Source organism: Rahnella victoriana (assembly GCF_004330295.1).
GTDB classification, from domain to species: Bacteria; Pseudomonadota; Gammaproteobacteria; order Enterobacterales; family Enterobacteriaceae; genus Rahnella; species Rahnella victoriana.
Map to the genome: position 1 here is coordinate 160,769 of NZ_SJOJ01000002.1, position 24,603 is coordinate 185,371.

Below are 24,603 nucleotides of genomic sequence, written 5' to 3' on the forward strand. Positions count from 1 at the left end.
GCTTAAACGCAGCGAAGTTTTTCTAATCTAATATCGGATTCGCTCACATTTTCTTTCTCAACCCAGCCCAGCCGCCTGTAAAATTCTGCCGCACGACTGTTTTTGTCGGTTTCAAGCCAGACAACCTCATGATGTTTGAATAATTCCTGCTCTGCGAGTTCAACAAGGGTGCGACCTACACCTCTGCCTTCATATTCAGGAAGAACAAAGGCCGCAAAAAGAGATCCTTCATCGAGTATAATCATCGAAAAACCAATCACTTTGCCGTCATCTACGGCAACCCATGCGCAACGATTTTTTTCTATCATATCGATGACGCTGCTCTCGGTAATTCCCATCAGCTCCATTTCCTCTCGATTGAGATAATTTTCTTTAACCGAAGTCCTGACGTCAAAAATACGTTCTATATCAGAGGATAGAGCTAATCTTGTCCTGATATTCAATTGTATTTCTCCATTCATGAGACAGTATAATTTTGATGATTAACGAGTGATTTTCTTTAAGGATATAGAATCTTTTGCGAAATTGCCGCGAACTTCCGCAGATCGCTCTCAGCAGACCTTCAACGTCATGTGTTTGTCTGCTGAGTGCCAGGAGCGGACGTTGGATGCTGAGTGGTGGGAACAGTGATGCTCGAATCAAACTGATGATAACGACGTTTCTGAAAAATTATGTGACCTTTTTAAACCTGTCCACTAAGTATTTCTGTAAATTCTCTGCGCTTCCTTGTTGCCCACTCAGGTTTGATGGAAAGCATTAAACAATATTGTTTTCGAAAATAAACATACCTGAATTCCCTTTCAGGTGAGCTATTCATAGCTGCATACTTTGCAGCCAGACCAACCACACCACACTCAACAAACCAATAAAGAATCTCATCATCACTGAGGGTCACTTTACGCGCTATTTCGGCACCTCTTTCATTGACAATGAAATGATATTCTTTGCCATGAATTTCCAGATATGGAGTCGCCATACCATCAGATCTGTCAGGGATGGTGAAGTAATAATTGGGTCTTATTCCCCCTCCAATTCTTTCACCGATTTTAAGAAGTTCTGCGCGTAACTCTTCGATATTTTTCATGATTTATTCTTTGTGAGGGTTAACCATTCGTTCCAGACATGCTCCGCATCAATATCTTGATAGCCCCGGCTGTTAGTCATGTCTCTGGCAATTTCTGTCGGCAATTCAATAGCGGTAGCATTATCTCGTATCGCCTCAAACTCATGCCTGAGCAGTTCACGGCCGGCCTCCTGCACTGAATCCAGCAAATAATAAAGAGAATATTCACTCATTCACTGTATTAAAGTCTCTCGCTGGTCGCTTACGCATAGCGCCCGGCGGATATCCATTGATACGCTTAAAAGCCCGGCTAAACGCTGCCTGTGAGGCATAGCCGAGGCGAAGAGCAACGGTGTCAATTGAGATCTTATCGTGAATAATCCAGTGACCTGCGATGCGCATTCGCACCTCCCTTGCATAGCGCTGGGGAGGTATGCCGATGATTGATTTGAAGCGTTCAGCAAAAACAGAACGTGACACATGCGACTGGGCAGCTAGCTCAGCAACAGACCACTCCCGACTCGTATCGCGATGAATGGCCAGAATAGCACGGGCAAGCCGTGGATCACGTAACGCCGCGATCAGGCCAGCGGCGTTCTCGCTGCCGTTTTCGATCCATCCACGCACAATCATGGCAGCCGCCACTTCTGCGAGGCGTGCCAGAATGCCAGCGAAGCCAGCGCGTCCGGAACAGATTTCAAATTTCATCGCGCCCACAATGGGAACCAGCCCCGGATAGATCTGTTCATTTGCCTCAACCACTATGGCTTGTGGCATCAGTTTGCCAAGACCCTGCATTCCACCGAGATCAAACTCCATACAGCCATAAAACAGAACCGTGCTGGGTGTCGGATGCGAACTCGGACAAGTATTGATCCCGCAGACGGCCTCGCCTAAAGGAGCAGAGCCTAATGTGTCGATATGCTGAACTGAACAGCGGATATCCGATACAAGCTGATGATCTTCACCCTGCGGCATAAATACCATGCTTCCGGCTTTCAGTTCGTGCAACGTACCGTCGTGTGTGCGAAGCAGGGCATTACCCACAGCGATGTAATGGAAATAGGCATGTCCCGGTTTGTGGCTAAAACCGACGCCAAACTCTGAGCCAGTCTGTAAACGGCGATACTGCACGCCACGCAGGCGCATTTCCAGCAGCAGTTCACTGATGAGTTCGGATGACAGGGCGAAATGTTTATTCACAGGCATAACCGGCGTTTCTGGTAAAAAATCAGGATGTGGCATCATAGATCGTCCAGCTGCTCAACTCTAGACTTGGCGTTGTAATTTTTCACCAGGAAGAGTGTGTTATGAGAAATGAAGCAACTGAAGCTGTATCCGCGAGCTTGAACAGTGCGGAACCCAAAGAATCCGCATGGATGGCCGTTATTTCACTGACGATGGGCGTGTTTGGCTTGCTGACTGCAGAATATCTTCCTGCCAGCCTGTTGACACCCATGGCCGCCGATCTCGGTGTGACCGAAGCTCTTGCTGGTCAGTCTGTGACGGTAACGGCTGTGGTGGCCTTATTTGCTGGTCTGATGGTTCCCCGCCTGACGCGTAATTATGACCGCCGAAATGTTTTGCTTGGTTTTACCTTGCTGATGATTACCTCCAACCTGCTTGTCGCACTTTCATCCAGTCTGGTTGTTCTGTTAGTTATGCGCATTTTGCTGGGCATCGCGTTGGGAGGTTTCTGGAGTATGGCTGCTGCCGTGGCTATGCGGCTGGTCCCGGCTAAAAGCGTCCCGCGTGCTCTCTCCATTATTTTTAGCGGTATTGCTGTCGGTACTGTGGTTTCGATCCCGCTCGGGAGCTATTTAGGTGGGCTTTATGGCTGGCGTAGTGCTTTTATCGCTGCAACCGCAGTCGGCGTGCTGACTCTGCTCTTTCAGCTGTTTACTCTTCCTGGAATGCCGCCGCGTAGAGTGCTGATAACAGCATCTGTCATGGATTTACTCCGCCGCCCAGGCATTGCGATGGGAATGACAGGGTGTGTGATTGCTCATACTGGTCAGTATGCGCTGTTTACCTATATTCGCCCGGCTCTTGAAAATATTGCCCAACTTGATGTGGATCGTTTGTCTTTGATACTGCTTGGATTTGGCATCGCTAACTTTATCGGTACGCTGCTGGCCGGGTGGCTGATGGAGAGAAGCCTGCGTCTTACCCTGATACTCATGCCAGCGCTTGTCGGTTTATCGGCATTAAGCATGATTTTGCTGCCGCTAGAGGAAAAGGGATTGATGTTGTTCGTCGCGTTGTGGGGGATGGCATTTGGTGGCGTCCCCGTTGCGTGGTCAAACTGGGTAGCGCGTTCGGTTCCCGATCAGGCTGAAACCGCTGGCGGCATGGTAGTCGCAGCCGTTCAGTCCTCAATCGCTGCGGGTGCTGCGTTGGGAGGATTACTCTTTGGTATCAGCGGCGTAACCGGTGTTTTCATCACCGCGGGTGGCATAATGTTTTTTGCCACGCTCGTTATTGGACTAAAGGTGAAGGTCGCGCTAACCTGACCACAACCCAAATAATGGCCTTTCAAATAAAGGCCAGTTAAACCAGAGGGTTGGCCTGAACAAAACAGCAAGATTTCCTGGCCCCTTTCAGGTCTATAAATTGTCCGCACCTCGCTCACCGCAGACGTTTACCAACATAGCATTTACAGGAGCTGGAAAGATGGAAGTAGACTGGCACAGTGCCTTACTGACACGAACTACGCTTGTGGATAAGCATTACAGGAACACACAAAATGTCCGGCGTTTCCTGACTGAGCAGTGCGGGGAAGATTTTCGGTTCGATCGTGATTTTATGGCATGGATACGTAATGAGGTGCCAAAAACGCTGGGCGATGTGGCCGATGAGTGGAAGCGCAGGCAGTCAACGTAACGCTGATATTTTAAATTCTGAGTCCTCAATGCTGAGGACTCAGTTCGAAATATCCTCAGTTCATTCCGTTCAGTTTTTCCATCACCTCATCAGATAAATTCAGCCGTGCGCTGGCCAGATTCTCCTGCAAATGTTCCGGCGATGACGTGCCGGGGATCAGCAAAATATTCGGTGAACGTCTGAGCAACCAGGCCAGCGCCACCTGCATCGGTGTGGCCTGTAATTCAGCGGCGACGTCGTCGAGTAGCGTTGACTGTAGCGGGGAAAATCCGCCCAGCGGGAAGAAGGGCACGTAGGCAATATCTTGTTCCGCCAGTTTATCCACCAGCGCATCGTCGTGGCGGTTGGCCAGGTTATACATATTCTGCACGCAGGCAATGGGCGTCAGTTTCTGCGCGTCCTCCACCTGTTTTGCCGTGACATTACTCAGGCCGATGTGACGAATCAGTCCCCGTTCTTTCAGCTTAATCATCGCCTCCAGCTGCGGTTCCAGTGACCCTTCTTTCGGTTGATGAATATCCAGCATGCTGCGCAGGTTCACCACTTCCATCGCCTCAAGTCCCAGATTGCGCAGGTTGTCTTCCACGGCGCTGACCAGTTCGTGCGGGGTGAATGCCGTTAACCAGCCACCTTTTTCATCACGACGTGCACCGACTTTGGTAACGATGCACAGATTGTCAGCGTAAGGATGCAGGGCTTTTTTGATCAGCTTATTGGTTTCATGCGGACCGTAGAAATCGCTGGTATCAATATGATTCACGCCGCTCGCCACGGCATCGCGCAATACCTGAATCGCGCGGGCTTCATCTTTTACCGGACCAAAAACACCCGGACCCGCCAGCTGCATAGCACCGTAACCTAAACGTGCCACTTCGCGGTCGCCGAGACGATAAGTCATTGAGGGTTGTGACATAGGACTCTCCTTTATATGTGTTCACTGATTGTAGCGTTGCGCCGGCTGTGCAACTATCCGGTGAAATCAGGACAAACTGTACGAGGTTACGCACAATGACGATGGATATCGCCCTGTTGCACGCCGTGGTTGAGGTGGCGAAAGCCGGTGGATTTCGTGAGGCGGCGCGGGTCACCGGCAGTAACGCATCCCGGCTGAGTGACGCGGTACGTCGTGCCGAACAGCAGCTGGGGATCCGGTTATTTCACCGCACCACACGCACGGTGGTGCTGACTGAAGCCGGCAGGGCGCTGATTGAGCGATTGCTGCCCGCCATGAACGAGGTGAATGCCGCGCTGGATGCGCTTAACCGTTATCGCCACACGCCGGGCGGTGTACTGCGCCTGAATGTGCCGGTCAGCGCCACGCGGCTGGTTTTGCCTGCCTTAGTGCCGGAATTTCTGCGGCGTTATCCGGATATTCAGCTGGAAATTATCGCTGAAAGTAATGTGCAGGATGTGTTTCGTGACGGCTGTGACGCCGGTATCCGTTATGACGAACGTCTGGAACAGGACATGGTGGCGATCCCCATCGGTCCGCGCGTTCAGCGTTACGCCGCGGCGGCGTCACCGGCTTACCTTGATGCCAACGGCAGGCCGTTACATCCCCGGGATCTGATCCCGCATCGCTGTCTGCGGGGGCGCTATGCCAGCGGCATCATGCCCGACTGGGAATTCGAGCGTGAAGGCGAAGCCCTCAGCGTGCAGGTGAGCGGTCCGCTGGTGGTCAGTGTCGGTGGCGCGGTCGATCTGGCGGTCGACGCGGCGATTGCAGGAACGGGGATCATTTATTTGTTCGAAGAGTGGTTAAAGCCCGCTATTTTCAGCGGACAACTCGAGCCGATATTACAGCCGTGGTGGCTGTCGTTCACCGGTCCCTGGCTTTATTACAACGATCGCCGTCTGATCCCCGCGCCTTTACAGGCGTTCATTGATTTTGTGCGGGAAGATAATCTGCGCCGCGAAACATTACTGTGAACGGATGTGGAATCCTTCCAGCAGCCAGTCGATAAACACCCGCAGGCGCTGGGGGACGTGGCGGTTTTGCGGATAAACCACATGGAACGGATACGGGGCCGGACGCCATTCTTTGAGGATTTCCACCAGCGTGCCGTCACGCAGGGCGCTGTTGGCTGAATAGCTGAAGGTCTGGATGATGCCCAGCCCTGCGAGTCCGGCGGCTAAATGGGCATTGCTTTCGTTGACGCCGATGCGGTGCGGTACTTTGATCTCGGTTTTCTCGCCGTCCCGTTCAAAACGGAAGGGGAAGGCGCGGCCATTTTGTGATGACACGTAACAGACCAGCCGGTGGCCGTTTTTAAGTTCATCGGGATAGGCTGGCGTGCCGGAAGATTTGAGATAAGCCGGGGTGGCGCAGGTGATCAGCGTGGCGGTACCGATTTTACGGGCGATCAGCGTCGAGTTATCCAGCGGACCGCCACGGATGACGCAATCCACGTTATCGCTGATCAGATCCACTGGCCGGTCGGACACGCCGAGATCGAGGCAAATATCCGGGTAGCGCGCCATAAATTCCGGCAGCATCGGGATCAGCACATCGCGCGCTGTGGAACCGCCGACATCGACCCGTAACAGACCACGCGGCTTGCTGCGCGCTGCATTCAGCGAGGTATCGATGTCTTCCAGATCGCGCAGTACCCGCGCGGTTTTCTCGTAGTAAGCCTGACCTTCCGGCGTGACCGTCACCCGCCGCGTGGTGCGCTGAAGCAACCTTACGCCCAGATGTGCTTCCAGTTCCTGCACCATTTTACTCAGCGTCGCATTGGGCATATCCAGGGAATCTGCCGCGCGGGTAAAGTTACCGGCTTCCACCACGCGGGCAAACGCCCGTATCGCTGTCAGTTGATCCATCTGTTTTCTCCGCCAGTCAGTATGTGTTGATTATACACAGCCATGAATAGTCATTTTCATTTTCCACTATTTTTCAATAAACGGGGCGGGGCTAGAGTAAGTCCATACCGCAAACGCGGCTCACTGAAACGCGACTGATAATGAGGCATGAAAATGAGCAAATCACTGAACGAAAAAATTGCACTGGTCACCGGCGGGACAAGCGGTATTGGTCTGGCAACCGCTAAAGAACTGGCACAGCAGGGCGCCCGGGTATTTATCACCGGCCGCCGTCAGGCTGAACTGGATGCGGCAGTCAGTGAAATCGGCAGCGCCGCAACGGGTATCCGCGCCGATGCCTCGGTATTGTCTGACCTCGACGCGGTCTATGCGCAAATCGCCAAAAGCGCAGGGCATCTGGACATTCTGTTTGCTAACGCGGGCGGTGGAGACATGCAATCGCTGGGCGCAATCACCGAAGAACATTTCGACCGTATTTTTGGCACCAACGTGCGCGGCGTGCTGTTCACCGTGCAGAAAGCGTTACCGTTGCTGCGCGAAGGGGGTTCGGTGATCCTGACCGGTTCAACGACGTCGATTCAGGGGACGGAAAGTTTCAGCGTCTACAGCGCCAGTAAAGCGGCGGTGCGTAATTTTGTCCGCTCATGGGCGCTGGATCTGAAAGGGCGCGGCATTCGTGTCAACGTGGTCAGTCCGGGGCCGGTTCGCACGCCGGGGCTGGGCGGGCTGGTGCCGGATGAACATCGTCAGGGATTGTTCGATGCGCTGGCCGCACAGGTGCCGCTGGGTCGTCTCGGTGAACCGGAAGAAATCGGCAAAGCGGTGGCGTTTCTGGCCTCCGATGCCGCCAGCTTTATCAATGGCACAGAACTGTTTGTGGATGGCGGGATGGCACAAGTCTGAGTCATTTCCGGGCTAAATAAACCTGCCGGGCAGATCACCGGCAGGTTTTCGCATCTCACGAAGAAACCACGATAAATCATCATTAATTAGCAGAAATTAATCTATCGTCTCGCTGCCTTTAATGTTGTCGCCGGAAGATATACGATATATTCTCAATGCTTAATTCTTCGCCGGACCACCGCTATGACGACTGCCAGACCTTTACTCGACGTTACCCATCTCGCCATTCATACCGATGCCGGATCACCGCTGGTCAAACCATTATCCCTGCAGGTGAATTCCCGTGAAATGGTGGCGCTGGTGGGGGAATCCGGTTCGGGAAAAACGTTGAGTTCGCTGGCGCTGATGGGATTGTTGCCGCCTGGTGTGAATATGACAGGCGGTGAAATCTGGCTTGAGAACAAGAAAATTGCCAGTCCGCAGGGTGCATTTGACGCGTCGGCGCGCGGTAAACGGCTGGCGATGATTTTTCAGGAACCGATGACCAGCATGAATCCGGTACTGCAAGTCGGCGAGCAGATCGCCGAAGTGCTGGTACGTCATCAGGGACTGAACTGGAAGCAGGCGCACCGCGAGGCCGTTGCGTTGCTGGACCGTGTTGGCATCCTGAATCCGCAACAACGTGCGAAACAGTATATTCACCAGCTTTCCGGCGGCATGCGTCAGAGAGTGATGATTGCCAGTGCCATAAGTTGTAAGCCGTCGCTGCTGATTGCCGATGAGCCCACGACCGCGCTGGACGTCACCATTCAGGCGCAGATCCTGACATTGTTGCTGGAATTGCAGCAGGAAATGGACATGGGCGTGCTGCTGATCACCCACGACCTGAGCGTGGTGGCGCGTTACGCAGATCGCGCTTACGTTATGCATCAGGGAAATCTGGTGGAAGAAGGGTCGGTGACAAAATTGCTGACTGATCCTCAGGAACCATACACCCGCAAACTGATTGCCGCCTCGCAGTCTGAACCCCGCCCGGCCACCGCTGAGATCAGCACCGAATTGCCGTTGGTTCGTCTGCGCGAACTGACCAAAAGCTATCCGCAGGCGCAGCGCCTGCCGTTCGTGCCAGCAAAACGTCAGACGGTGCTTTTCCCGACCTCGCTGGATATCCGTCGTGGCGAAATTCTGGGGCTGATCGGCGGATCAGGTTCGGGGAAAACTACGCTGGGGCGGGCGATCATCGGCCTGACGGAAACCGACAGCGGCGATATTGAATTTGACGGCGTTTCCCTGACCCGTGCCAGTCAAGCCACGCGGCAGAAAATGCGCAGCCGGGCGCAGATTATCTTTCAGGATCCTTACGCCAGCCTCAATCCTAAAATGACCATTGGTGAGCAGATTGCCGAACCGCTGCGGGTGTACAAATTGCGGCCAGCCGGGGAGATTCAGGCGAGGGTTAGCGAATTGCTGAAACAGGTCGGGCTGGAAGCGCATCACGCCAACCGTTTACCGGGCGAGTTTTCCGGTGGTCAGCGCCAGCGGGTGGCCATTGCCCGTGCGCTGGCGTTAGAGCCAGATTTGCTGGTGGCCGATGAAGCGGTGTCGGCGTTAGATCTGTCGGTGCGCGGGCAGATCCTGGCGCTGCTGGATGAACTCCGTCAGCAACTTGGTCTGACGGTGCTGTTCATCAGTCATGATCTGGCTGCGGTAAAACAGGTGTGCGACCGCGTGGTGGTGCTTTATCACGGCAAAATCGTGGAGAGCGGGCTAACGGCGCAGGTGCTGGGCGCGCCGCAGCATCCTTACACGCAAACTTTGCTGGCGGCAGCGCCGGATATTACGCAGGCGCTGCAACTGCGTAAGGCCAGTTAACACCCCGTCAGCAGCGGCAGTTCAGAATGTTCTGCCCATTCATGCCAGGAGCCGACATAAATGGCCAGTTGCGGGTAACCCGCCAGTTGTAGGGCTGTAAATACCGTGGCGGCGCGTGCGCCACGGTGGCAATAAATGATCACCTGCCGGTCGGGCTGTAACCCGGCTTTGTCTGCGCGATGGCGGATTTCTCCGGCATCAAGAAACGCGCCGTTGTCTACCACATCCTCCCAGAACAACAAATTCGCACCGGGAATTCTGCCGGCACGGTGGCAGCATTCATGGGCAAATTCACCGCTGAATTCTGACGGACGACGGGCGTCAAGAATTTGCGCGCCGGTCGTTCCTGCTGCAAGCACTTGCGCGCGTGTCGCCGTCAGTGCGTTTAGCGGTGCGATCTCCTCACTGTCTGGCACACGGTAATCCGGATTTTCAGCGCGGATCACTGCACTGTTGCCGGTTCCCTGCATCACGTCACCGCCTGCGCGTTGCCAGGCGTCAAGCCCGCCGTCGAGCACTAACGGCTGGCGGATGCCGCCGCACAACGCGAACCACGCACCGCGCGGGGAACGCATGCCGACCTGTTGCTCAAAAAAAACCACTGTGACGTTGTCACTGATGTTGAGCGCCTGCCAGGCTCGCTGAAAGGCATTAAGCAGGCTGTTCACACCGGCCTGCGTGCTGTCCGGAATAAAGTAATCATAAACATTCAGATGATGTGCGCCGGGCAGCGTTGCTGTCTGCCATTGCGCGATTTCACGGACATCAATCAGCGCAAATTTTTCGCCATTCTGGTGGCGCCCGAGCAGTTCTGCGGCGCTGATAATGATGTTTGGCAAGGGTGATGCGAAATAATCAGGCAAGGTAAAATGACTCCGGAAAAAGCGGTAACAGCGTGCCGGTTCCCTGTTGCTGAGCAAGTGCAAGCACACGTGCTGCCAGGGCGATATCGAAAACATTGAGGCCAAATGAGGAAAAATACACGCTGTCATCCGGCGCAGGCCGCCAGCCATCGAGCAGCAGATTGCTTAAGTCAGCATCAACGAGGTCCGGGGAAAATTGCCCGGCGCGGTACATCTGGAAGAGGCTTTTGGCGCTGGTTTCGCAGAAATTCCCCCACAAATCGACGACCACTTTTGTGGCGAGGGCAATCGCCTCAAACGCCACTTCGTGAAAACCCACCTGAATAATCAGACGTCCGGGGCGGATGACCTCCGTGCCGGCCAACGGTTCGGCCGCACTGGTACAGGTGATCACCGCATCGGCGTCTTGTGCGCAGGCATGCTGTAAATCTGTGATTCTGATCAGCGGCCACGGCAGGTTTTCAGTGTCCGTCGCAAAGGTGGATGCGCTGCGACTCCACCAGCTGACCTGCTTAAGATGCGGAAAAAGCTGTCGCAGCATGTCCAGGTGCGCGGTAGCCTGTACACCCGTGCCGAGCAGCAGAACGTGTTGTACCTTTTGCGGCGCGGCATGCCGTAACGCAAGCGCCGAAACGGCGGCGGTACGGGTGGCGGTCAGCCCGGCGCTCTCTACCAGCCCGAGCGGCAGGCCGGTGTCCGCACGGTTAATCAGCGTCATCGCCATCGCCTGTGGAAGACCGTCGTGTGCATCGGGACGATGTGCTGTCCATTTCACGCCCGCAGCGTTAAACCGTCCGCCGACATAAGCGGGCAATGCGTAAGCTTTTCCCCGTGCACCGGCGAGACTGACGTGGGTTTCCGCGGGCATCTGCGCCTGCTGTTGACGCATTAAGGTGACAACGTCACGCACATCATCCAGTGCGGCCTGCGCCCGCGTACCACCGAGCGTAATCACATCCTCCTGACTCAGATAGCGAAAACCCTGCGTCATCTCAATGCTCCAGCAAGGTTTGTGCGAAGGGATACAACGCCGGTGAGCCGCCGCAGTGAACGAATATTACCCGTGAACCTGTGCTGATTTTGCCTTGTCCGACCAGGTTAATAAGACCATGCATGGCTTTGCCGGTGTAGACCGGATCCAGCAGCACACCTTCGGCTTGTGCGACGCGGTAGATGGCGTCAATGCCGCCGTCAGACGGTACGCCGTAGGCGGTGCCGACGTAACCGTCTTCAATCCAGATATCTTCCTGCGTCCAGTTTTGCGGCCATTCCAGCAAATCAGCGCAATCCTGCGCCATGGCGGAAATACGGGTCTGGAACCATTCCGCTTTGGCACTGACGCTGATGCCGGCAATTTTGGTATCCGGCCAGTATTTACGTGCGCCGACATACAGTCCGGCCAGTGTACCGCCGGAACCTGTCGGGGCGACAATCACGTCCGGTGGCAGTTGGCCGCGTTCTTTCAGCTGAGCGTCCATTTCTTCGATGGCGCGCACATAACCCAACGCCCCGAGCGGCGTGGCACCGCCGAGCGGGATGATCAGTGCCTTTTCGCCTCGTGAATGAGCGGCCTCAGCATGGGCATTCATCGCGCCTTCAATCTGGGTGAAATAACCGTCGGGGTCGAGAAACTCCAGTTCCGCGCCAAAAAGCTTATCGAGAAGAAGATTGCCCTGATAGGTTTCCGGCTGATTACCACGCAGTACCAGCACCGGTTTCATGCCAAACTTACGCGCCGCTGCTGCCACCATCCGCGCGTGGTTGGACTGGTGCCCGCCGGTGGTGATGACCACGTTAACCTGCTGGCGGCAGGCGTCAGCCATCAGATATTCCAGCTTGCGGACTTTATTACCGCCGCCGCCGAAACCGGTGTAATCATCACGTTTGATATCCAGCGTGATGCCGAGTGAATCGCCCAGTGTCGAAAGGCGCTCAAGCGGTGTGGGGAAGAATCCCAGTGAAACACGTTCAAAATCATCTGCTTGTTTCATCATAATTTTCCTGGTGATTATCTTTTAAAACTTTCCCGGGTGTTGCCGCAAAGCCTCGCCGGATTATTCCGGCAGGGCAGAAAATGGGATGTCCTGAGTAAAAAAATGGATCCAGTCGGTGACGGATTGCTGGAAGCGTTCCAGCCCGCGCAGGGTGACAAATTCATTGATGCCGTGGGCATTGCCACCGTGACCGAGGCCGCCAGTCAGAAAGGCCGGAGCGATGCGGGCAAAGGTATACGCCGGCGCGCAGCCGGGTGCCCACGGCCAGACCTGTGGTGTTGCACCCTGAGTCCGATAGCTGGCGAGCAGGGCATCGACGCCGGGGCTGTGGCGTGGGAAACGGTGGCCGGGATAGCTGTCATCCAGTTCAAGTTCCACGCCGTCGAATTCCGACCTGCTGAGCGTCTGACAGATATCTGCCAGCAGGTTTTCACCGTCAATGCCCGGCGGCACGCGCAATGCAAGTTCCGCACTGGCGCTGTGTGGTATCACGCCACGCGCCTGTTGCGGATCGCTGCGGATTTCTGAAATGTTGAGCACCGCGCCGTTAATCAGTTGTTGCAGGCAGGCCAGCGTATCGCCACTCACCGACAGGGTTTCGCTGCGGCGAAAGCGCAGTTCATCACGGATGCTGAATTGTTCAGCCAGCGTACGCAGTAGCTGGTTTGCCGGATCATCGACAGGCTGACGGGCAATCACGCCGTTTTTTTCGGCGGGGGCAATGGCGTGAAGGGCATTCACCAGCCGCCATACCGGATTAGCAATCCAGTTGGCGTTACTGGCGTGGATTGCCGCATGGGGGCCGCCCCACGCCCCGCCGCTGACGCGTAAACGGCCACCGCTCAGCCCGCTGAAACCCAGATATACGCGGGGTTCGCCGCCGCCGTATTCACACAGCGACGGGAAAAACACAGCACCGGCGGGCGTTACCGGACAGGGTTCCTGTGCCAGATAGCGGCGCAACCGGCCGCTGCCCGTTTCTTCCTCACCTTCGAGAATGATCTCGAGATTGACGCCCAGCTGATCCGCATCGCACAGTGATTTCAACGCCATCAGCATGCCTGCCAGCGGCCCTTTATTATTTTCCGCGCCGCGTGCGATATACACCGCGCCGGTGCCCGGCCATTCGGTGATACCGCCGGTAAAAGGCGGAAATTCCCAGCCGTCGTCCGTGGCGGGCATCACGTCGTACATGTTGTAAAGCACCAGCGTTTTTGCCGCCTGACGCTCAATGCGCATGTGCACCAGCGGCGGCGTGTTTTCGTCATTTTGTGCGCTGACCTGCAACACCGGCACGCCGTGCAGATTCTGGCGGATCCAGTCTTCCAGCCACTGCGCCAGTTCACGCTGCGGGCTGAGCTGGCCGGAAACGCTGGCGAACGGCGTCATCGCATGGAGTAAATCGAGAGTCGGTTGTAACTGTGGGGAAATGGAAATCGTCACAGGCGGATCCTCGGATTGAGTACCACATACAGCAAATCAATAATCAGGTTGATGCCGACAAACACCAGTGCAGCAAGCAGCACAATGGCCTGTACCAGCGGGAAATCACGGTTCTGGATGGCCTGAACGGCGAGGCGGCCGATGCCCGGCCAGGCAAAAATGATTTCAGTCACCAGCGCACCGCCGAGCAAGGAGGCAAAATACATGCCCTGCACGGTAATCACCGGGATCAATGCATTGCGTAAACCGTGGCGAACCACGATACGCCAGCGGCTCAGCCCTTTGGCGCGGGCGGTGCGGATGTAATCTTGTTGCAGCACATCAATCAGGCTGGCGCGGATGAGTCGGGCAATGGCGCTCATGTAATACGCGCCAAGGCTGATGGCGGGCATCACCAGCTGACTGGCGCTGCCATAACCGCCGGAAGGCAGCCAGCGCAGATGAAGACTGAAGGCGATGATCAGCAGCAGACCGAGCCAGAATACCGGCACCGCCTGACCGCTGAAAGCCAGCAGGCGCGAGAGCAGATCCCACCACGTATTCTGATATAACGCGCTGAGGATGCCGAGCAGCAAACCGGCGACGGTGCTCCACAGCAACGCGGTGAAAGCCAGCAGCAAAGTGGCCGGAACGCGCTGGCCTATCAGTTCGGTGACCGGCTGGCTGTAACGCAGCGATTCCCCCAGATTGCCCTGTAAAACGCCGGTCAGATAATGCCAGTACTGCCACGTCAGCGAGCGGTCAAAGCCCATACTGTGGCGAAAATTGTCAATTTCCTGCTGGCTTGAGCCTGGCGGCATCATTACTGCCGCCGGGTCGCCGGTCAGATGCAGGCTGTAAAAAATCAGCAGTGATACGCCAAACATCACCAGCACCGACTGCCCGAGGCGTTGCAAAAGATAAGGCAGCATATCAGTCGAGCCTCGTGTGGGTTTTGCGCAGCAGGCTGTCACCGAGCAGGTTACAGCCAATCACCAGTGCTGCGATCACCAGCCCCGGCCACAGCACCAGCCACTGTGCCAGCAGCATGTAAGAACGGCCTTCGCCAATCAGATTGCCGAGCGTCGGCGTCGGCGGCTGAATGCCCATGCCGAGAAAACCAATTGAAGCTTCCAGCACGATCAGACGCGGGATATCCAGTGTCAGCAGCACAATCAGGGGTGTCATCAGGTTAGGTAACACGTGGCGCAGCAAAATGCGCGGGGTGGAAAAGCCCATGGCTTTGACTGATTCAATGAATTCCAGCTCGCGGATTTCCAGCGTTTTGGCGCGGGCGACCCGGGCATAAATCGCCCAGCTGGTCACGCCCATGATCAGGATGATGTTGGTCAGCGATGCGCCAAAAAGCGCCATCACCAGTAAGATCAGCAGGATAAACGGCACCGCCAGCTGAATATCCATCAGGCGCATGATGAGCGCGTCGAGCCAGCCGCCGGTATAACCGGCAATCATGCCCAGCGCCGAGCCGATCACTGCTGCAATCACCGCGGCCAGCAGCACTACCATCAGCGAGAGCCGCGTACCGGATAAAATACGCGACAGCAAATCGCGCCCCAGCTGATCGGTGCCCAGCAGATGATGGCCGCCCGGCGGCGAAAAGGCCGCAGCCAGGTCGTTGGTTAATGCATCCGGCAGCGGCAGCCACGGCGCCAGCAGCGCCGGGACAATCACCAGTAGCAGCAACAGCCCGCCGAGGATCCCGTCGCCATAAAACCGGCGGCGGGGTTTCCTTTGCAAGGTGGTTCGCAGTGAAATCATTTAATCCTCAGGTCAAACAGCGGGATACGTGAATCAGCGCGGCCGGTGAAGGTCACGTTGTCAGCGCTGGCATACAGGGAATCTTCTTTGTACAGCGGGATAAGCGGCTGCTGTTGTGCCACAACCTGCTGTATCTGCTGCAAAATTTTCTCACGTTTGGCCGCATCGACCGTGGTGCGGCTGCTGTTGAGCAGGGCATCCAGTTCAGGAGAATTCACGGTGGAATAAGGTTCGCCCGAATGCAGGATCGGATACAGCGCGGCATCGGCGTCCAGTGTTTGCGTTGAGCCCCACGCCAGCATGTACATCGGCGCCTGTTTTTGTGCCGCGACCTGCTGGGTATAGACCGACCATTCCGGCACTTCGAGTTCAGCTTTCACCCCGATAGCTGCCAGATCCTGCACAATCGCCTGGGCGACGTCGGCGCTGGCGATATAGCGGCGTGGCGCCTGGAAGCGCAGGGTGAAACCTTGCGGATATCCGGCTTCGGCCAGTAATGCTTTGGCTTTGGCAATGTCCTGCACGGGCGCGGGAATGGCCTCATAACCAAAATCTTTCGGTCCGGCCATGGTGCCGGTCGGCGTACCGAAACCATGCAACAAATCGCGGGTATAAGCCGCACGGTTCAGCGCCAGCGATAACGCCTGACGGACACGCACATTATTCAGCGGTTTCTGGTCGTTCTTCAGGCCGAGGTAAATGGTCAGCCCGCCATTTTTCACCTGTTCCAGATGCACGCCTGGTTTGTTTTTCAGCGCCGGAACCAGATCCGCCGGAACGCCATCAACCAGCTGTACTTCACCGGTCAGCAGGGCGGTAATGCGCCCGGTGGCTTCCGGTATCGGACGCCAGGTGACAGTATCGATTGCGGGCTTGCCGCGCCAGTAATCAGGGTTGGCCCGCATCACCACTTTTTCATCGGGGATAAACGCAGTCAGCGTATACGCGCCGGAACCCACTGGTTTGCGGGCAAATTCCGCCGCACCGACTTTGGTGACATACGCGGGTGGCACAATGTACGTCGGGTAGCGACTCATGCGGGTCGGCAACAACGGATCCGGTCCGGTAGTGTGGATTTTCACCTGATACTCGCCGGTGACTTCCACGGATTTAATGGTGCGGATATAGGAAATGGTCGGCGCGTGCTGAGCGGGATCGAGAATACGGTCGATTGAGAATTTCACCGCCTGTGCATTGACCGGCTCACCGTCGCTGAATTTCACACCCTGACGCAGCGTGAACTCCCAGGTGGTATCATCCAGCGATTTCCAGCTGGTCGCCAGCCCCGGCTGTAACTGCATATTGGCGTCGCGCAGCACCAGCGTATCGAACAGATTATCTACCAGCGTGGCAGACTCTTTCAGGAATCCCGGATCCATTGCCGTGGCCGAAGCGGGTTGAGCGATCACCAGTTCAGAGGCGAAAACAGCCGGTGTTGTCAGGCTGATAAACAGGGCAAGTGAAGCCAGTTTGAAGGCAGGTATTCTCATTACGGTCATTCCCAAAGTGAAGCCGCCAGACGTGTTGACGGAATTAACGTGAAGGTGGTGCGTCACAAAAATGGTCAATCAATATTCAATTCCTCAATACATGATATATCCTATATAATGTATTTTTTGCAAGCTACGGATTAAACCGCAAAAGAAAAGCCATTATTTTGCTAAAGGAAAATGTCACATGTTTGAGATGGAAAAAGCGCAGCGCGTCAGTCTGACCATGCAGGTGGAAGCTAAGCTGAAAGGGGCGTTGATTGTCGGCGTACTCAAGCCGGGCGCGCGACTGGTGACCAAGGAAATTGCTGAGAAACTCGGTACCAGCGTGACGCCGGTGCGCGAGGCATTGCTGCGTCTGGTGTCGGCGGGGGCACTGGATGCCACGCCCGCACAGGCTTTTCTGGTGCCTAAAATTGCGCTGGCGCGGTATCAGGAAATCACGCTTATCCGCAAAAATCTTGAAGGTCTGGCGGTGTCGCAGGCTTGTGAGCAGATCACTGCGCAACACATTGCTTTGCTGAAAACGCTGAATGCCAGATTCATGGCAGCGAAAGTCGAAAACAACGTCGAGGGCGCTTTAGAGGCCAACCGTGAGTTTCGTTTCATGTTGTATGAAATGGCCGCAATGCCGACGCTGACGTCGCTGATTGAGCAGCTGTGGGTGCAGATAGGTCCGTGCTTCAACTATCTCTATCCGCAGTCGCCGCATATGGCGCAGGGGCAGCACAATTACGATCAGCTGTTACTGGCCCTGGAAGCAGGTGATGCTAAACGTTGTGTGAAGCTTATCCACAAATCGATTGATGACGGCGCAGCAATCCTCGGGAAGCATTATTTTCAGGAAGAATGAACAGAGTTGCGGGAATGAAAGAAATAAGGGGTTGCCAGACTGCATGGTGCAGTCTGGCAGGTTAACGCATCAGAACATCAATACCATCCACGGATAGGCAATCAGCATCATACCGCCGAGGAAAATCGCCCCGAAGATGGTGCCCAGACGCCAGTAGTCTTTGGTAGGCAGATAGCCGCTGCCGTAGTAAATCGGGCTCGGGCCGGTGCCGTACGGGGTGATAATCCCCATCACGCCCAGCGAGGTCACCATCATCAGGCAGTAAACCGGCATGTTAATGCCCGGGATCGCCGCCGCAATGGTCAGCATCGCCGGTAACAGCGCGGTGGTGTGCGCCGTGGTACTGGCAAACAGATAGTGCAGCAGGAAGAAAGCTATCAGCAACATCACGGCCGCCACCTGCGGGTCGAATCCGTTAAGCAACTGACCGCCTTCTTTCCCCAGCCAGGCGATAAAGCCGACGCGGGCAAGGCCGTCCGCCAGCGCCACCAGCGTCGCAAACCATGCGAAGGTGTTCCAGGCCGGTTTGTTACTGGTGATGTCGTTCCAGTTCAGCACGCCGGTCCACAGCATCAGCACCACCACCAGCAGCGCAGCCATCGCAGGTTCAATCCACGATGCGGCAAAAATCCACATCAGCAGGGCGGAACAGACGAAGATCAGCAGCAGGATTTCGTTGCGCGACAGTTTGCCCAGCTTCTCGAGTTCGTTGGTCGCCCAGCGCGGCACCTCGTCATTGACCTTCACTTCCGGCGGATAAAACCAGTAGGCCAGCAGCGGCATGGTCAGGATCAGCAGCACGCCCAGCGGCAGAAATGCCAGGAACCACATGCCCCACGAAATCGTAAAGCCGGTGATGCTTTTGACTAACGCCAGTGCCAGCAGGTTCGGGGCTAACGCCGAGAGGAACATCGAGCTGGTGATACAGGCGGCGGTGATCGCGACCCACATCAGATAAGAACCGATTTTACGGGCGCTCGGGTCATTCGGCTTGGAACCGTACAACGGCGGCAGGTTGGCGATGATCGGGTAGATCGTGCCGCCGCTGCGCGCGGTGTTGGATGGCGTGAAGGGTGCCAGCAGCAGGTCAGCAAAAGTAATCGCATAGCCCAGCGTCAGGCTGCGGCGACCGAGATATTTCACCAGGATCAGCGCCAGACGGCGGCCAAACTGCGTTTTATCATAACCGGCAGCGAACATGAATGCGCCGAAGATAAGCCAGACGGTGGAGTTACCGAATCCGCTGACCGCCCATTTGAAAGCCTCGGTCGGCATCTTAAATTTCGGGTTAGCGATCTCTTCCGGGCTGAACAGCAGCCACTGGCTGAACAGGGCGATGACCACCACCCCGGTCAGGCCGATGACTGCGCCGGGAAGGGGTTCAAAAATCAATCCGACAATCACGCCGACGAAGATGGCGAAGAAATGCCAGGCATAAGGTTCAAGCCCCGCAGGGACGGGTGTCAGCAGTAACAGCACGGACACCAGTACCGGCAGGAACAGCATAATCAGATGTTTTTTTTGCCCCGCGGCAGGCGGTGCGGCCTTGGCGGGGTCATTGAGCGTGGATGTGGGTTTCATAATGTGGTTTGCCCGTGTGTGAGAGTGAGCCTGATGCCCCGGTTATCTGTGAGTGTTTTCTGATTCAGAAAACCATTCATTATTCTTAATCGGAAATGTGTTAAGCGGTACGTAATGACGATGTCACCGCTGTGACGAAATTAAGACATTACTATTATTCTTAGCGCAAAAGATGTGATGCATCCGCTTATATTAAATCAAATAACAACATAAAAATTGTGGTTATTTTTTTCTCAGAAGAACCCGCTTATGTGAATGTAGAGTAAATTGGTGCAAACGCCAGTTTTTGACGTCAACTTGCTGATTTTGCAGGCGAGATTTTTTATGTTAATCTAAAGTTGATTTTTGTCAACTCATCATTAACAATTGAAGGTGGTATTGATTTTCATGTCGGGTAAATAAACAACGCCTGCTTGTTTAACGTTTATCACGCCCATTTTCACCGCGTAACCTAAATAAATACGCCACAGATTTCTCTATTTATCACCTGCATCGAGCTGCTTAATTAAACGGGAAGTTTATACGGTAAAAAATGCGGCCACGAAAAAATTCAAGACTCACACATTTCGGAGTTGATCATAATGAATAAGCTCACCCCGGTTCTGAATCCGCTCACACTGCCCAACGGTGCGGTACTGAAAAACCGCCTGCTGATGGCGCCGATGACCACCTGTACGGGGTTTTATGACGGCACGGTGACCAGCGAACTGGTGGAATATTATCGCGACCGTGCCGGCAGCATCGGCACCATCATTGTCGAATGTTGCTTCATTGACCGCATGGGACCGGCGTTCCCCGGCGCTATCGCCATCGACAGCGACAACAAAATCTCCGGCCTGAAGAAAATTGCCGATGCCATCAAATCCAAAGGCTCCAAAGCGATCCTGCAGATTTATCACGGTGGCCGGATGGTCGAGCCGGAACTGATCGGCGGCCGTACGCCCGTCGCGCCAAGCGCCATCGCTGCGCCGCGTGAAGGCGCGACCACCCCGAAAGAACTGACCGGTGAAGAAGTCGAAACCATGGTCACCAAGTTTGGTGATGCGGTGAACCGTGCGATCAAAGCCGGGTTTGATGGCGTGGAGATCCACGGGGCCAACACCTATCTGATCCAGCAATTTTATTCGCCGAACTCCAACCAGCGTACGGACAAGTGGGGCGGTGACCGCGACAAACGCGCGACATTCCCGCTGGAAGTGCTCGACATTACCCACAAAATGGCGGAACGCTTTGCTGATGCTTCCTTTATTATCGGCTACCGTTTCTCGCCGGAAGAGCTGGAAGTGCCGGGTATCCGCTTTGACGACACGATGTATCTGCTGGAAAAACTCGCGGCGCGCGGGCTGGATTACGTACATTTCTCTGTCGGCCAGTTGCTGCGTCCATCGATTGTTGATACGCAGGATCCGACACCGCTGATCACTAAATTCCGCGCCATGCGATCAGAAACGCTGGCCAAAGTACCGGTGATTGGCGTCGGGGGCGTGATCAATAAAGCCGATGCCGAAAAGGGGCTGGAATACGGCTTTGATCTGATCGCGATTGGTAAGGCCTGTATTGCTTATCCCGACTGGGCCGATCGCATCATCAACAACGACCACCTTGAGCTGTTCATCGACAGCCATAAACGCGAAGAGCTGAACATCCCTGAACCGCTGTGGCGCTTCTCACTGGTTGACGCCATGATCCGCGATACCAGCGTCACTGGCCGCAAATACAAAGCCGGGGTGTATCAGGAGAAAGTGGAAGCCGAAGCCCTCAAGCTGAAAATCAGCGTCACGCTGGACACCGACCGTATCACCGATATTGCGCTGGTGAAGGACGACTCGCTGGATGTCGATTTCACCACTACGTTTGAAAGTCTGCGTACCCGTATGCTGGTCGCCAACAGCCCGCACGTTGACGCCATTACCGGCGCGACCACGCAGAGTGAGGCGCTGAAAAAAGCCGTTTCCCGCGCGCTGGCCACCTCCAGCAAAGAGCATGTGATTGAAGAAGGCGGCAACCCGCAGGCACCGCAAAACTACGATGTTGTCGTGGTCGGCAGCGGGGGCGCGGGTCTTGCAGCGGCGATTCAGGCACATGACGAAGGGGCGCATGTGGTGATCATCGAGAAGATGCCAACCATCGGCGGTAACACCATTAAAGCCTCCGTCGGGATGAACGCCGCAGAAACCCGTTTCCAGAAACTGAAAGGCATCGAAGACAGCAAAGATCTGTTCTATGACGAAACGCTGAAAGGCGGCAAGTTTAAAAACAATCCGGTGTTGCTGCGCGAGTTTGTGGAACTGGCACCGGAAGCGGTGGAGTGGCTGGCGGCGAAAGAGATCGAACTTAACGATATCACCATCACCGGCGGCATGAGCATCGACCGTACGCACCGTCCGGCGGACCGTTCTGCGGTAGGTGGTTTCCTGATCAGCGGTCTGGTGAAGAACATCAACAAGCGCGACATCGAGGTGCTGCTTGAAACCTCGGTGGCGGAAATCTTGTCGGAAAACGGCGTGGTGACCGGCGTGAAAGTGGTGGATGAATACAACGACAGCCGCATTCTGAATGCGAAAAGCGTGATTGTCGCCACCGGCGGTTTCAGTGCCAACCGTGAAATGGTGGTGAAATACCGCCCTGAACTGGACGGTTTTGTCACCACCAACCATGCGGGCGCGACCGGCAGCGGCATTGCCATGTTGCAGAAGATTGGTGCAGATACCGTCGATATGGGCGAAATTCAAATCCACCCGACGGTGGAGCAGACCACCTCCTATCTGATTTCAGAAGCCATTCGTGGCGGTGGCGCGATCCTGATCAGTCAGGCCGGAAAGCGTTTCTACAACGAAATGGAAACCCGCGACAAAGTGTCGGCGGAAATCATCGCGTTGCCGGAGAAAAGTGCGTGGGTGATTTTCGATGAACAGGTGCGGTCGAATAACAAAGCCGCCGACGAATACATCGCCAAAGGGTTTGTGCTCAGCGCGCCGACACCGGAAAAACTGGCGGTGAAGCTGAATATCGATCCGCAGACGCTGGCCGATACGCTGGAGCGTTACAATCTGTTCGTGGTGGAGAAAAAGGATGAGGACTTTGGCCGTACCACTGCGCTGCGTCATCCGCTCAATCAGGGGCCGTTCTTTGCCATCCGTATCGCACCGGGGGTGCATCACACCATGGGCGGCGTCACCATTAACACCGACACCGCCGTGCTGGATGCACAGAAACAGGTGATCACCGGTGCCTGGGCGGCAGGGGAAGTGGTCGGCGGTATCCACGGCGCGAACCGCATCGGCGGTAACGCGGTGGCCGACATCATTATCTTCGGCATTCTTGCCGGGAAAAATGCGGCGGCGCTGGCCAAAAGATAACGCGTGAGAACGTCAGTGTTAAAAGTGAAAATCCACGTGAGAGCGTGGATTTTTTTATGACGGAAGCCTTACGCAAAGGCGTCGCGGAGTGCCTGAATAAAGCTGCGGATCTTCACGGTCTGCCGCAGACCGGCGGGGGTCAGAACATGCATCGGCCGGGATGGCCCGTCATAATCAGGTAATACCTGCACCAGCCGTCCGGCGGTGATCTCTTCTTTCAGCACATCTTCCGGCCCCAGCGTGACGCCATATCCGCTGACGGCAGCATGCAACAGTGCGCGCCAGTCATTTGAACGCAACCGTCCTTCCGGCTGAATTTCCTGCGTTTTACCGTCTTGAGAAAATTGCCAGCGGCAGGGAGCCTGTGGCGACCAGATGCCGTAAACCAGACAGGAATGATGCGCCAGTTCAACCGGTGTTAAGGGGATACCGCGCTGCGCCAGATAGCCGGGGGATGCGCAGGCTATCAGCCGGTAAGGCCGCAGAGGATACGCGATCATCTGGCTGTCAGTGAGTTCGCCAATGCGCAAAATGACCTCATAGCCTTCCTCGACCGGATCAACCAGACGGTCACTCAGCGTCAGCTCCACCTGCGTTTCCGGATACTGCGCCAGATACTGGGTGATGAAGGGAGCGAGCGTTGAGGTGCCGAAAGTCACCGGAGCATTGACGCGCAGCGTACCGGAAGGCGTGATTTTCATTTCCAGTGCGATGGCATCGGCGGCTTCTGCTTCTGAAAGCACGATTTTACAGCGTTCATAATAGCTGCGGCCGATGTCCGTAAGATGCTGACGCCGCGTCGTGCGGTTAAGCAGCGCCGTGCCGAGCCGGGATTCGAGCCGCGCAATATGTTTCGCCACCATCTGCGGAGAGAGTCGCAAATCGTTCGCGGCGGCGGCAAAAGAACCCAGCTCTGCGGCTCTGACAAAGACATTCATACTGGTTAACCTGTCCATGATTCCCTCCTTTTTGTTGTTTCACTGTGCTAATTGCGACGATTTATCAACGCAGAGTGTCGAATTATGCTGAACCTGTCTACCACAAAATCAAAGGTGAATATCATGAAAATAGGCATTCTTGGCGCAGGGTTTGTCGGACGGGCGGTGGCAAAACTGGCGACCCGGGCAGGACATCAGGTCATGCTCAGTAATTCACGCGGGCCGCAGACGTTATTCAGTCTCAAGCCGATGCTCGGCTGCGAGACAGGCACAGTGGCGCAGGCCGCGACGTTCGGGGATATCGTGGTGATTGCCGTGCCGCTGACGGCCATCGGGCAACTGCCGGTAGCAGAGCTTGCCGGAAAGCCGGTAATTGATGCCGTGAATTATTACCCTGAGCGCGACGGACAGGTCCCAGAGCTGGATCAACAGGCGACCACCACCAGTGAATATCTGGCGGGTTTCCTGCCGGGGGCAAAAATCACCAAAGCCTTCAACGCCATCCGCATGACTGATCTGGAAACCGACGGATTACCCGCCGGAGACCCGCAGCGCCGCGCATTACCGCTGGCAGGCGATGACGCAGAAACCAAAACCATCGTGGCGGGGCTTTACGATGCGTTCGGTTTTGACACTCTCGACGCGGGCACCCTCTCAGAAGGCTGGCGCTTTGAGCGCGGCATGCCTTGTTATTGTGTGCCGATGACCCGGGATGAATTGAAGACGGCGCTGGAAGGGGCGGAGAGAGGGGAGCTTTAAAGGGTTGGTTATGTCACGCCTTTCGCAGCATAGCGGAAGGCGTTGTTCGCCGTTGCATCGTCAGGATATTGACAACCCGCC

The 24,603-nt window shown here is 55.6% G+C and carries 23 protein-coding genes; 8 read left to right on the top strand and 15 right to left on the bottom strand.

From position 1 onward, the window contains the following. Nucleotides 1-2: 2 nt before the first annotated feature. From EYY67_RS02505 to EYY67_RS02520, 4 genes are all read right to left on the bottom strand, one after another. Nucleotides 3-443 carry a GNAT family N-acetyltransferase gene (locus tag EYY67_RS02505; RefSeq protein ID WP_162928603.1) on the bottom strand — a complete coding sequence of 147 codons (441 nt, stop codon included), beginning with the start codon at nucleotides 441-443 and terminating at the stop codon, nucleotides 3-5. A 239-nt stretch (nucleotides 444-682) separates the two neighbouring features. Beyond that, a complete protein-coding gene (locus EYY67_RS02510; RefSeq protein WP_131692745.1) occupies nucleotides 683-1,084 on the bottom strand; it encodes an Imm63 family immunity protein in 402 nt (133 codons plus the stop codon). Further along, nucleotides 1,081-1,296 carry a hypothetical protein gene (locus tag EYY67_RS02515; protein ID WP_095921949.1) on the bottom strand — a complete coding sequence of 72 codons (216 nt, stop codon included), beginning with the start codon at nucleotides 1,294-1,296 and terminating at the stop codon, nucleotides 1,081-1,083. Before EYY67_RS02515 ends, EYY67_RS02510 begins: the two co-directional genes overlap by 4 nt. Further along, complete coding sequence (locus EYY67_RS02520) at nucleotides 1,289-2,311, bottom strand: AraC family transcriptional regulator (RefSeq protein WP_131692746.1); 1,023 nt, start codon at nucleotides 2,309-2,311, stop codon at nucleotides 1,289-1,291. Before EYY67_RS02520 ends, EYY67_RS02515 begins: the two co-directional genes overlap by 8 nt. A 62-nt stretch (nucleotides 2,312-2,373) precedes the next feature. Between EYY67_RS02520 and EYY67_RS02525 the strand changes: the two genes are divergently transcribed. Both EYY67_RS02525 and EYY67_RS02530 read left to right on the top strand, forming a co-directional pair. After that, nucleotides 2,374-3,576 carry an MFS transporter gene (locus EYY67_RS02525; protein WP_131692747.1) on the top strand — a complete coding sequence of 401 codons (1,203 nt, stop codon included), beginning with the start codon at nucleotides 2,374-2,376 and terminating at the stop codon, nucleotides 3,574-3,576. A gap of 160 nt (nucleotides 3,577-3,736) precedes the next feature. Then, nucleotides 3,737-3,946, top strand: coding sequence for a DUF6434 domain-containing protein (locus EYY67_RS02530; protein ID WP_131692748.1), 210 nt, complete (start codon nucleotides 3,737-3,739; stop codon nucleotides 3,944-3,946). Between the two features lie 55 nt (nucleotides 3,947-4,001). Here the strand turns inward: EYY67_RS02530 and EYY67_RS02535 are convergent, their stop codons facing one another. Further along, the gene (locus EYY67_RS02535; RefSeq protein WP_131692749.1) at nucleotides 4,002-4,859 is read right to left on the bottom strand and encodes an aldo/keto reductase family oxidoreductase; all 858 of its coding nucleotides are present in this window, start codon (nucleotides 4,857-4,859) and stop codon (nucleotides 4,002-4,004) included. A 95-nt stretch (nucleotides 4,860-4,954) separates the two neighbouring features. Between EYY67_RS02535 and EYY67_RS02540 the strand changes: the two genes are divergently transcribed. After that, nucleotides 4,955-5,875 (top strand): LysR family transcriptional regulator, encoded by a 921-nt coding sequence (locus EYY67_RS02540; RefSeq protein WP_131692750.1) that lies wholly within the window; start codon nucleotides 4,955-4,957, stop codon nucleotides 5,873-5,875. Here EYY67_RS02540 and EYY67_RS02545 read toward each other — a convergent pair. Next, nucleotides 5,867-6,769: a LysR family transcriptional regulator gene (locus EYY67_RS02545; RefSeq protein WP_119825965.1), complete on the bottom strand. Its 903-nt coding sequence runs from the start codon at nucleotides 6,767-6,769 to the stop codon at nucleotides 5,867-5,869. The two genes, EYY67_RS02540 and EYY67_RS02545, sit on opposite strands and share 9 nt — an antisense overlap. Nucleotides 6,770-6,922: 153 nt before the next feature. On the opposite strand from EYY67_RS02545, the gene EYY67_RS02550 reads away from it, so the two are divergent. Beyond that, on the top strand, nucleotides 6,923-7,672 hold the full coding sequence (locus tag EYY67_RS02550; protein ID WP_131692751.1) for an SDR family NAD(P)-dependent oxidoreductase: 750 nt from the start codon (nucleotides 6,923-6,925) through the stop codon (nucleotides 7,670-7,672). Between the two features lie 183 nt (nucleotides 7,673-7,855). After that, the gene (locus EYY67_RS02555; protein ID WP_095921957.1) at nucleotides 7,856-9,484 is read left to right on the top strand and encodes a dipeptide ABC transporter ATP-binding protein; all 1,629 of its coding nucleotides are present in this window, start codon (nucleotides 7,856-7,858) and stop codon (nucleotides 9,482-9,484) included. On the opposite strand, the gene EYY67_RS02560 is transcribed toward EYY67_RS02555, so the two are convergent. From EYY67_RS02560 to EYY67_RS02590, 7 genes are all read right to left on the bottom strand, one after another. Further along, nucleotides 9,481-10,347: a sulfurtransferase gene (locus tag EYY67_RS02560; RefSeq protein ID WP_131692752.1), complete on the bottom strand. Its 867-nt coding sequence runs from the start codon at nucleotides 10,345-10,347 to the stop codon at nucleotides 9,481-9,483. The genes EYY67_RS02555 and EYY67_RS02560 overlap by 4 nt on opposite strands. Beyond that, the gene (locus EYY67_RS02565) at nucleotides 10,340-11,338 is read right to left on the bottom strand and encodes an ornithine cyclodeaminase family protein (protein ID WP_095921959.1); all 999 of its coding nucleotides are present in this window, start codon (nucleotides 11,336-11,338) and stop codon (nucleotides 10,340-10,342) included. Before EYY67_RS02565 ends, EYY67_RS02560 begins: the two co-directional genes overlap by 8 nt. A gap of 1 nt (nucleotide 11,339) precedes the next feature. Beyond that, nucleotides 11,340-12,338, bottom strand: coding sequence for a 1-aminocyclopropane-1-carboxylate deaminase/D-cysteine desulfhydrase (locus tag EYY67_RS02570; RefSeq protein WP_095921960.1), 999 nt, complete (start codon nucleotides 12,336-12,338; stop codon nucleotides 11,340-11,342). Nucleotides 12,339-12,401: 63 nt separating this feature from the next. Further along, on the bottom strand, nucleotides 12,402-13,784 hold the full coding sequence (locus tag EYY67_RS02575) for a M20 family metallopeptidase (protein ID WP_095921961.1): 1,383 nt from the start codon (nucleotides 13,782-13,784) through the stop codon (nucleotides 12,402-12,404). Further along, complete coding sequence (locus EYY67_RS02580; RefSeq protein WP_095921962.1) at nucleotides 13,781-14,695, bottom strand: ABC transporter permease; 915 nt, start codon at nucleotides 14,693-14,695, stop codon at nucleotides 13,781-13,783. The genes EYY67_RS02575 and EYY67_RS02580 overlap by 4 nt, the downstream gene beginning before the upstream one ends. 1 nt (nucleotide 14,696) lies before the next feature. Next, a complete protein-coding gene (locus EYY67_RS02585; protein WP_095921963.1) occupies nucleotides 14,697-15,542 on the bottom strand; it encodes an ABC transporter permease in 846 nt (281 codons plus the stop codon). Then, on the bottom strand, nucleotides 15,539-17,032 hold the full coding sequence (locus EYY67_RS02590) for an ABC transporter substrate-binding protein (protein ID WP_131692753.1): 1,494 nt from the start codon (nucleotides 17,030-17,032) through the stop codon (nucleotides 15,539-15,541). The genes EYY67_RS02585 and EYY67_RS02590 overlap by 4 nt, the downstream gene beginning before the upstream one ends. Nucleotides 17,033-17,219: 187 nt before the next feature. Between EYY67_RS02590 and EYY67_RS02595 the strand changes: the two genes are divergently transcribed. Continuing rightward, complete coding sequence (locus EYY67_RS02595) at nucleotides 17,220-17,885, top strand: GntR family transcriptional regulator (RefSeq protein ID WP_095921964.1); 666 nt, start codon at nucleotides 17,220-17,222, stop codon at nucleotides 17,883-17,885. A 69-nt stretch (nucleotides 17,886-17,954) separates the two neighbouring features. Here EYY67_RS02595 and EYY67_RS02600 read toward each other — a convergent pair whose 3' ends face one another. Continuing rightward, complete coding sequence (locus EYY67_RS02600; protein ID WP_095921965.1) at nucleotides 17,955-19,466, bottom strand: anion permease; 1,512 nt, start codon at nucleotides 19,464-19,466, stop codon at nucleotides 17,955-17,957. Nucleotides 19,467-20,047: 581 nt separating this feature from the next. Here EYY67_RS02600 and EYY67_RS02605 point away from each other — a divergent pair. After that, a complete protein-coding gene (locus EYY67_RS02605) occupies nucleotides 20,048-22,825 on the top strand; it encodes a flavocytochrome c (protein WP_131692754.1) in 2,778 nt (925 codons plus the stop codon). Nucleotides 22,826-22,893: 68 nt separating this feature from the next. Here EYY67_RS02605 and EYY67_RS02610 read toward each other — a convergent pair whose 3' ends face one another. Continuing rightward, nucleotides 22,894-23,781 (bottom strand): LysR family transcriptional regulator, encoded by an 888-nt coding sequence (locus EYY67_RS02610; RefSeq protein ID WP_131692755.1) that lies wholly within the window; start codon nucleotides 23,779-23,781, stop codon nucleotides 22,894-22,896. 66 nt (nucleotides 23,782-23,847) lie between these two features. On the opposite strand from EYY67_RS02610, the gene EYY67_RS02615 reads away from it, so the two are divergent. Beyond that, a complete protein-coding gene (locus EYY67_RS02615) occupies nucleotides 23,848-24,522 on the top strand; it encodes an NADPH-dependent F420 reductase (protein WP_131692756.1) in 675 nt (224 codons plus the stop codon). Nucleotides 24,523-24,603 lie beyond the last annotated feature (81 nt).